The 9,442-nt window shown below is 66.3% G+C and carries 9 protein-coding genes and 1 pseudogene; 6 read left to right on the plus strand and 4 right to left on the minus strand.

What is annotated here, in order from left to right:
* The 4 genes from ACWEKM_RS44670 to ACWEKM_RS44685 form a co-directional block, all read right to left on the minus strand.
* Positions 1–314: hypothetical protein (locus tag ACWEKM_RS44670; protein ID WP_451627048.1), on the minus strand; the 314-nt coding region annotated here is incomplete at its 3' end.
* Between the two features lie 246 nt (positions 315–560).
* On the minus strand, positions 561–1,274 hold the full coding sequence (locus tag ACWEKM_RS44675; protein ID WP_451627049.1) for an HAD hydrolase-like protein: 714 nt from the start codon (positions 1,272–1,274) through the stop codon (positions 561–563).
* Positions 1,275–1,356: 82 nt separating this feature from the next.
* Positions 1,357–2,241, minus strand: a complete 885-nt coding sequence (locus tag ACWEKM_RS44680; protein WP_451627050.1) for a MurR/RpiR family transcriptional regulator — start codon at positions 2,239–2,241, stop codon at positions 1,357–1,359.
* On the minus strand, positions 2,226–3,188 hold the full coding sequence (locus ACWEKM_RS44685) for an NAD(P)-dependent oxidoreductase (protein ID WP_451627051.1): 963 nt from the start codon (positions 3,186–3,188) through the stop codon (positions 2,226–2,228). The genes ACWEKM_RS44680 and ACWEKM_RS44685 overlap by 16 nt, the downstream gene beginning before the upstream one ends.
* Positions 3,189–3,425: 237 nt before the next feature.
* Here ACWEKM_RS44685 and ACWEKM_RS44690 point away from each other — a divergent pair, with 237 nt between their 5' ends.
* The 6 genes and pseudogenes from ACWEKM_RS44690 (at position 3,426) to ACWEKM_RS44715 (ending at position 9,024) form a co-directional block, all read left to right on the plus strand.
* On the plus strand, positions 3,426–4,316 hold the full coding sequence (locus tag ACWEKM_RS44690; RefSeq protein WP_451627052.1) for a carbohydrate ABC transporter permease: 891 nt from the start codon (positions 3,426–3,428) through the stop codon (positions 4,314–4,316).
* Positions 4,313–5,137, plus strand: coding sequence for a carbohydrate ABC transporter permease (locus ACWEKM_RS44695; protein ID WP_451627053.1), 825 nt, complete (start codon positions 4,313–4,315; stop codon positions 5,135–5,137). Before ACWEKM_RS44690 ends, ACWEKM_RS44695 begins: the two co-directional genes overlap by 4 nt.
* 21 nt (positions 5,138–5,158) lie before the next feature.
* A complete protein-coding gene (locus ACWEKM_RS44700) occupies positions 5,159–6,472 on the plus strand; it encodes an ABC transporter substrate-binding protein (RefSeq protein ID WP_451627054.1) in 1,314 nt (437 codons plus the stop codon).
* Positions 6,469–7,527, plus strand: coding sequence for an ABC transporter ATP-binding protein (locus ACWEKM_RS44705; protein ID WP_451627055.1), 1,059 nt, complete (start codon positions 6,469–6,471; stop codon positions 7,525–7,527). Before ACWEKM_RS44700 ends, ACWEKM_RS44705 begins: the two co-directional genes overlap by 4 nt.
* A 131-nt stretch (positions 7,528–7,658) precedes the next feature.
* Positions 7,659–8,092, plus strand: a pseudogene (locus tag ACWEKM_RS44710) (RraA family protein).
* A 20-nt stretch (positions 8,093–8,112) separates the two neighbouring features.
* Positions 8,113–9,024 carry a TauD/TfdA family dioxygenase gene (locus ACWEKM_RS44715; protein ID WP_451627056.1) on the plus strand — a complete coding sequence of 304 codons (912 nt, stop codon included), beginning with the start codon at positions 8,113–8,115 and terminating at the stop codon, positions 9,022–9,024.
* Positions 9,025–9,442 lie beyond the last annotated feature (418 nt).

Here is a 9,442-nt window from a genome sequence, read left to right on the forward strand (position 1 = left end):
GGATGGCGCACCGTCGCAAACGGCACAGGCGTCCGCACCCGCACGCCCCCGCCGTGCACCACCGCAAGACCCACAGGCAGTGGATCGGGCAACGCATTGACCATGGCCTCGACAACCGCGGCGGGATTCACCCCGGGTGCCTTCAGCCCATAGGCCATTCTCCGGGCGGCCGTCCCCCTCTCCTGGTTGCACCAGCTCAGCAACGCCCTCAACGCCTTCGTCAGGGCGCCTTCCCGCTCATCGCCCCAGTCGTACCCACGCTCCGCATGAAGCATCCGGTAGCCGGCCAGCATCTCCGCGACAATGGGTGGCATGGGCTCTTCTTCGCAACACATCCGACAATCTCCCTTCCCAGTCAAATTTGGTATCCGCAGCCGGAGGTATTCTGTTCGGCCGCGATCATTCCTGATATGCAGGCGAGACGGGGCTCGATGTGTTGAGCAGCCCCGGCTTTGACAGCACGATGAAGTGTGGGACGTAGGCGGCGACGAACGGCATCTGGTGCCCCGTCCCGTATTGAGCGCGGCGGTGTGGAGGATCCGCACGGCCTCGTCAGCCCGCTATTGCCGTGATTCGCTTGGTGTTGTCAGCGGCAGGAATTCGGGGAGCTGGGCGATGCTCTCCAGGAGGGTGTGGTGTGGTGCCGCTCGTAGCTGGTCACCACTGTGCGCCCCTGTCAGGACACCGATGTTGGCGGCGACTCCGGCGTTGTCGCCTGCCCAAAGGTCGTTGGTGGTGTCCCCTACGACAGCAGTCTCTCGGACTGAGCGTGTTCCGGTCCGTACGATGGCTTCAAAGATCATGTCGGGGTATGGGCGACCGCGTCTGGTTTCTTCGGCCGAGATCACGCAGTCAACAAGGTCGGTCCACCCGAGGGCTTCGATGATCTGAGGGCACTGTCGCCGTGTCAGACCAGTCGTGAAGGCGATGGTGACGCCGGCCTCGGCCAGAGTTCGCAGCGCGTTCTCGGCTTGGGGAATGGGGGAGACCCGGCCCGCCTCGATGGCCTCGATCACGGCCCGGTCGAAGTAGCGATAGGCGCTGTCGACCTTGTCCTCATCGTCACCGAGCAGTGCGGCGAACACATCACGCTTCTTCAGACCGCCGCGTAGTGGTGCCAGCTTTTGCGGATCCACCCGGCTGGAGCCGACGTGGACGAGGGCCTCGTTGATCGCGGATTCCACCGGATCGGCAATGGTGGTACCGACGAGGTCGGCTACCAGCAGCCCAGGAAGCACCTTGTCGGAGCTATTGTGGGAATTTCCGTCTGTCATCGACACCTCACGGTTCGGCTAGTGGGATTGAGATCGAGGAAGTGCCCTCAGAATGGCTGCCCGCACCGCATTTGAGCGCGACTCACAACTTCGCACGTGCACCGATGTCTGCCACCGCTTCCAGCGCGAGCGCGGATTGTTCAGGCTCTCTCAGCGCCAGCCCGACGAAGAGCGCATCGATGACCGCGAGATGGGCCAGCCGACTGGCCATCACCTCAAGGCGGAATCCGTAATCGAACCCACCTGCCACAAGCACGATCGATGCGATGTCCGTCAACGGTGAAGCGCGGAAGCTGGTGAGTGCAATAACAGTTGCCCCCGAGTCTTTTGCCGCCGTTGCAGCCTCAAGGCTCTCCCGGGTGGAACCCGCGTGGCTGATGACTAGACAGACCGTTCCCTGCGACAGGTGGTGCGAGTGCAGTTGTTGGGTCCTCGAGTCGCTGGGGGCGCTCACCGTCCGCCCGAGCATGGCCAGGCGATAGGACGCGTCTCGAGCGGAGCCGGCGGATGTCCCGTTCCCGACGACGACAATGCGCGTCGCCTGCTGGAGGGCGTCGAGCGCCGCCGAGAACGCTTCTGGGGACACGGTATCGGGGATCGTGCGCACCGTTTCGGCGCTTTTCACGGCGATTGCGCGGATGATCTCTTCCGGTGGTGTATCGCTGGTCAGCTCCCCGTTGAAAGTTAATCCGGGATTTTCGTTTGCGGTAACTTCCCGCCTCGCCAGGTCTCGAGTCACGGTCAGCTTCATCTCTTGAAAGCCGCCATATCCCAGGCTGTGACAGGCGCGGATCACAGAGGACTGCGCAGATCCGGCCCGTTTGGCCAGATCGCTCACAGTGCCCTCGACCACCGCTTTCGGGTCCTGCACGATGGCGTCGATAATGCGCCTGTCGGTGGGCCCGATCAGCGTTCGCGAAGCCTGCACACGTGCGATGAACTCGCCGTCGGTCAACTCCTGGACCACGTCGACTGCCTTCCCTCGATAGATTCGCCGGCACCATCGGCCGGGTTCGCCGTCTTTTCGGGAACGGCGGATCTGCGGACGGTTCGTATGATTGCGGCATGGTCCAACTGCCCGTCACCGGCGCCGACAGCGTCGGCGAACAGCTGAGCTGTTGTGGCGGTGAGCGTGGCAGAGATGTGAGCTTCCTGCAGAGATTCCAGTGCGATCTGCATGTCTTTGTCATGCAGGGCGATCCGAAACCCAGGGTCGAAGGATTCCTTCACCATGGCCGGGCCCTTGAGGTCCAACACTCGACTGCCGGCCAGCCCTCCCGCGAGCGCATCGAGAGCTTGCGCAGTAGAGACGTTGTTGTGCTCAAGCAGTATCAGCGCCTCGGAGAGCAACCCGATCGTGCCTCCCACAAGAATCTGGTTGGCCGCTTTGACCAGCTGTCCGGATCCGGCGGGGCCGACATGGGTTGCGCGTGAGCCGACGGCCGCGAAGACTGCCTGCGCGGATGCAAAACCCCGGTCCTCACCACCGACCATGATGGACAGTGCGCCATTGATCGCTCCGATCTCGCCGCCGGAGACAGGTGCGTCGAGCGCAGCGGATGCTCCGCGTGAGATGGTCCGAGCTATCCGGCGTGACATGCTCGGGTGGATGGTGCTGAAGTCGACGAACAGTGAGTTCGGCCGCAGCGACCTTGCCACTCCCGCATCGCCTTCAACGACCTCACGCACCGACTCGGAGTCCGAGAGCATCGTGCAGACGATGTCGGACTTCGCGGAAAGCTCAGCGATGTCGTCCGCCGGGAGCGCCCCCGCTTCGATGAGCGGCTGGAGCTTGGAACGTGTCCGGTTGAATACAGTGACCTCGAACCCAGCGGCCAGCAGATTCCGCACCATGGGGGCGCCCATCACGCCGGTTCCGATCCACCCGATGGATTGACCTGTGTGCAGGGCCACTACGACGGCACCTCCGAAGGAAGGGCCACCGGGGCGTTGTCTGGCATCGCAAGGAGGCTCTCCCCGGTAGCGGAGGAGGGCATGAAGGTCATCTTCGCTGTCACGAGAGTGACCATACGTTGCCCCGGCCGAGCCTGGGAACAGAATTCCTGAACTTTCGCGCACCAGAAGAACGTTCCACTCCCGTTAACCTGAAAGTCGCGACACGGGGTGCTCGGCCTCCTTAGCGTTCGCGGCATGAAAAGACCGAAGCAGGCACGACGCGATCATGCCCTCAGCTGGGTACTGACCGGCCCGGTCATCCTGCTGATGGGTGTGTTCGTGCTGGTGCCGGTGCTGCTGGTGCTCGTGCTGGCCCTGTTCGACTACAACCCGTTCACCCAGGCGTTCCAGTTCGTCGGCCTGCGCAACTTCCAGCGGGAGCTGCCCAGCCACGAGTTGTGGCAGGCCACCGCGAACACGATCGAATACACCGCGATCACGGTGCCCGTCACGATCGGTGGTGGGCTCATGGTTGCCTTGCTCATCCACGGGTTGTCCCGCGGCGCGGGGTTCTGGCGCAGCGTGTACTTTCTCCCCGTAGCTGCGACACTCACCGCGATGTCGGTGGTGTGGCACTTCCTGTTCTACCCCGGCAGCGGACTGATCGACGCCACCGTGGGCCACTGGTTCGGGTTGCGGAACTGGCTGGACTCCACGACCCTCGCACTGCCCGCGGTGGCCGTCGTCGGCAGTTGGGCAGGCATGGGCAGCGCGGTCATCCTCTTCCTTGCCGGCCTTTCAGCGGTACCCGCGCACCTGCACGAGGCCGCGACCCTCGACGGGGCCGGGGCGTGGCGCCGGTTCTGGACGGTCACCTGGCCGGCGCTGGGCCCCGCCACCGTCTTCACCCTGGTACTGGCCGTCCGCGACGCGCTGCGCGTGTTCGACCAGATCCGGGTGATGACCAACGGCGGACCACTCAACAGCTCGCAGACCCTGTCGGTACTGCTGTGGCGGCGCGGTATCGAATTCCTCGACATCGGCCGCAGCTCCGTGGTCAACCTGGTCCTGCTGATCATCCTGCTCAGCACCACTCTCATACAGCTGCGCATCGGGCGCCGCTGGGAAGCGGGGGGAACACGATGACGATGCGCTCCCGCCGGCTGATCGGCCAACTCGCCCGGCATCTGTTGCTCGCAGTCGGTGGGTTTGTGATGCTGCTGCCGTTCGCGGTCATGCTCAAGACCGCGTTCACCGCCGGTGGTGGTTCCTTCCGCAATGGGCTGTCCGGGTTCACGGTGGCGAACTTCACCACGGTGTGGGCGCAGCAGCCGTGGCTGCACCTGTACATCAACACGGCTGTGATGACCGCACTGATCTTCCTGGGGCAGGTCGTGTTCGGGCTGCCCGCTGGGTTTGCCCTCGCCCGCCGCGAGTTCGCCGGCAAGAAAGTGGCGATGCTGCTGGTAGTGGCCTGCCTGGTGGTGCCGGAACAGGTCATCGCACTGCCCAACTACGTGCTGCTGTCCCGGCTGCACTGGACCGACACCCTGGCCGCCCTCGTCGTACCGTTCACCGGCTCGGCGTTCGCCGTCTTCCTCTTCCGTCAGTTCGTCCTCACCATCCCGCAGAGCCTGTTCGACGCGGCGCGCCTCGACGGAGTCGGCCCGCTCGCACTGGTCTGGCGCGTCGCACTCCCCAACGTCCGCCCCGCACTCGTGGCCCTGGGCGTGTTCAGCGTGGTCTCCCACTGGAACGACCTGTTCTGGCCCTCGGTCATGCTGCAGACCGACAAGGCGGCCACGGTGCCCTACGCGGTTGCCACCTACGCCAACAGCGAGGGCTTCAGTAACTACGGGGGACAGATGGCGACGGCGACCCTGGCCGTACTGCCCCTCCTCCTCGCGTTCCTCGCCACCCAACGGCAGTTCGTACGCGGCATCGCCTTCGCCGTCAACACCGACTAATCATCCACCAAGGGGCTTCAGATGCCTGTCACCATCTCCCGTCGCGCCACGCTCGCCGCGGGCATAGGTCTGCTCGCCACCGCCTGCGGCGCACCTGCGTCGAACACCGGCGCTCCCGGGCGGTCACCGAATCCTGCCCACCCGATCAACGTCGAGCTGGCGTTCGCGAACCTCCCGCCCTACGTCACGGCCCTGCCCAAGACACTCGGCGCGGACTTCACCCGCCGCACCGGAATCACGGTCAACCTCAACAACGTCGGGCAGGCCAGCTACGAGGCGGTCGACCAGCGAGTCCAGGCGGGGCTGACCTCGGGCAGCCCGCCGGATATCGCGATGATCGGGCTGAACTCGGTGCGCACCTACACCGAGCAGCACCTCGCGATACCGCTCGACACCTACATGACGCCGGCCAGGTCGTTCACTACGGCCGACTTCTACCCGTCCTTCCTCGAACTCGGCAAACGGGACGGCAAGACCTACATGCTGCCCTACGGAGTGTCAGTAACGATGCTCTACTACAACGCCGACATCTTCCGCAAGGCCGGTCTTGACCCTGACCACCCGCCGGCCACCCTGTCGGCACTGCGGTCCGCCGCCAAGCGGATCGTCTCCTCGGGTGCCGCCCGCTACGGAGTCAGCCTTGGCACCGACAGCTCCGGGCTGTTCCCCTACCAGAGCCTGATCTTCTCCCATGGCGGCACGCTGATGAACGCCGACGAGACCCGGCTGACACTCACCGACTCCAAGGTGAGCTCGATCATCCAATACTGGGCGGACATCACGAAGTCCGGGCTCGGCCAGCCGCTCACCCAGGCAACGGAACAGGAAGCGTTCCTCCGCGGCGACCTGGGTATGTTCTTCCAGACCAACTCCCACATCGTGGGATTGACATCGGCGAAGCCGGGCTTTCAGATCGGCTTCGCGCCCTTCCCGATCCCGGACGGCGGCGCGCGCAAAGCACCGGCTGCCGGCGGTGGTCTGGTGGTGCTCAGCAAGGACCCCGACAAGCAGGCCGCCGCCTGGGCGGTCATCGCCGAGCTCACTGGCCGGGGCGGCGCCACCACCCTGACCAAGGCCAGCGGCTATCTCACCCCCAACCGGGCCGCCGCCCAAAGCGGGTCGTACCTGGCGCCGTTCTACCGCCAAAACCCCGGCATGCAGGTCGCGGTGTCCGAGGCGCCGGATGTGGTGCCCTGGTATCAGTTCCCCGGCATCCACGCCACGGAGATCATGACACTGATCAGCAACGACTTCCTCGCCGCTCGCCGAGGCAGCAAGACTGTGTCCCAGGCGCTGGCCGACGCCACCAAGCAGGCGGAAGCTCTGCTGCCATGACCACCGCCGACACCATGACCGCTCACCCGTCCGACATCGTCCCCGTCGAACGCGCCGCCGACGTGCACTGCGTGGGCGTCGCCAAGACCTTCGCGGGCGGCACGGTCGCCTTGCGCGAGGTCCATCTGCACTGCCCGCCGGGCGCGATCACCGTGCTGCTGGGACCGTCCGGATGCGGCAAAACGACCTTGCTGCGGTGCATCGCAGGGCTGGAAACCCCCACAGGCGGCAGCATCCGCATCGGCGACCGGGACGTGACCCAGACCGACCCGCGTAAGCGCGGGGTCGCGATGGTCTTCCAGAACTACGGGCTCTACCCCAACAAAACCGCGCACGACAACATCGAATACCCGCTCCGCCTGGCCCGGGTACCGAAGGGAGAACGGCGGGACCGGGTCGCCCGGGTCGCCGAGTTGCTGCAGATCGACCACCTGCTGGACCGCAAGCCGGCCCAGCTGTCGGGTGGGCAACGGCAACGGGTCGGCATCGGCCGAGCGCTCGTCCGCGAGCCCGCCGTCCTGCTGATGGACGAGCCCCTGTCCAGTTTGGACGCCGAGCTGCGGGTGAGCATGCGCACCGAAATCCGCGCCCTGCAACGCAAGCTGGGCACGACCATGGTCTACGTCACGCACGACCAGACCGAAGCCCTCGCTCTCGCCGACCAACTCGTCGTGCTGCGCGACGGCAGGATCGAACACTCCGGCAACCCGGAGCAGGTCTTCGGATCTCCGGCCACCACGTTCGTGGCCGGATTCCTCGGCGCGATGAACCTCCTCGACGCCCAGCCACTGGGACTACCACCCGGCACCATCGGAATCCGCCCCGAAGACCTCCTTGTCGGCGAAACGCCCGGCGCACTCACCCTCCACGGCCCGGTTGTCGACACCGACCTGACCGGCACCGAACGCATCGTCCACTTCCGATGCGGCCAACAGACCGTACGGATACGCCTGCGCGCCGACGAGCCCGTACCCGAACACATGACCGCACATGCCCTTCCCGACCGGATCCACCGGTTCGATTCCGAAGGCAACCGAACCGAGGTACAGCCATGACCGAACTCGAACCCCGGCACGAGCCGGGTCCGGGCTGATCTCCGACTCACTCAACCGCTTCCAGGTCATGGACCCCGCCCTACAGCCATGCCGGTAGCCGCCTGCTCGGCCGCGCCTGGACGGCACGCACCATGGCCACCGAAAACTCCACCGTGCGCCGGGCGATCGAAACCGCTCCCGCCGGCAGCGTCCTCGTGATCGACGCTGGCGGCCACCCGAGCCCGGCGGTCCGGGGATCGATCACCACCGCCACGTCGCTCACCCGCGGTCGGCCGGGCTCGTACCCGACGGCGCATCCCGCGACATCGAAGCGATCCACGAGCTCGGCTTCCCCCTGTTCGCTCGGGGACTGAGCGCCGCCGATCCCGGCAAGGACTGGGGCAGCGACGTGGGCAAGGCGATCTGCTGCGGTGGCGTCACCGTACGACCCGACGACCTTGTCCTGGCCGACCTCGACAGCATCGTCGTCCCCCGGGAACGGGAAGACACCGTGCTCCCGGCCACGCCCCAGAGGCTCGCCGATGACCGGCAACGTCTCGCCCGAGCACTCAACCGCCCTGAGTAGACCCCACCTATGGAGACTCCATGTCGACAGCACTTCCCATACACACCCCGTCGGGCATGACCGACCGGCTCACCGTGCTCACCCTGCCTCCCCAGCTACGCGCGCATGTCTCGTGGCTGGAGCAGTCCTTCACGGCCACGGACTACCCCGATCCCGCCCGCCAGAATGCCGCACGGACCGAACTCGTCGACCGTGTCGAGGGCCTGGCCACCGTGCTCGCCGGGGCCTCGTCCGCCGTCCGTGACGACCAGGCCGTCGTGCTCAGGGGCCTGCCGGCGGAGTCCACCGCGATGGTGGTCGCGGTCGCCTCGGCCATCGGCCCGGTAGTACCCTCGCGGCCGGACCGCCCGCTGATCGACGACCTCAAGCCGAACCCCGCCGCGGACGAACAAACCCGCACGGGTGACCTGCGCGTCGCACTGACCCCGCACACCGACAACTCGTCGGTGTCGGCCCCACCCGAAGTCCTCCTCCTGGCGTTCGTGCACAACGGCACCCCCGACAGCGGCGGGGAATCCACCCTCACCCACATCGACGACGTCGCCGACGCCCTCGATGACACCGACGTCGAACTGCTGCAGGAACCCCGCTATCCCAGCCTGAACGTGCCTACCGATACCGGCCTCACCCCGACACTCACCAGCGTGCTCACCCGCCGCACCGACGGCCGCCTCACCGTGCGCTACCGCGACGAGGCCCTCGCCGCCGGAATCGCCTCGGACCTGGCACCCGAGACCCCCAGCACCGCGCACGTGAACGCGCTGCACCGGTTCACCGCCACCGTCCGCGAACCCGCCAGGCAGACCCGCGTCCGTCTCGACACCGGCGACCTGCTCATCATCGACAACAGCCGATTCCTCCATGGACGCACCGAGATCGAGGCCGACGCGGTCCGGCATCTCAAAAGGCTCTACACCCAGCTCAACCCGTGAGTAGACCGTCCGAGCAGCACGGCGGCCGTGTTGCTGGACTGGATACGGGTTCGGGATCAAGGGCAAGAAAGTCCTGGCGCTGATCAAGGCGTTCAGCACGGGGGCGGTTCACAGGGCCGTGGAGTCCCAGGCTCCAGGTGGCTCGCCTTTCGGCTGGGCGTCGCGACCATGTCGCGGCGCCCCAGCGCCGCTCGTGGACGGCGCCCCTGACCGACATCCCGCCACCCGCACCATCCGCCGCATCCGAGGCCGGTACGAACGCCACCGGCCCGCCCCCGACCCGCCTGAGCTCGCACCACCGATGAGGTCACCCGATGAACGCACGCCCCACCTCCCTGATCGACGTCCACGCCCACTTCCTCACACCTCGCTATATCGAGGCGGCCAAGGCAGCCGGGCATGTCCGTCCCGACGGCAT

Source organism: Streptomyces sp. NPDC004752, assembly GCF_053601275.1.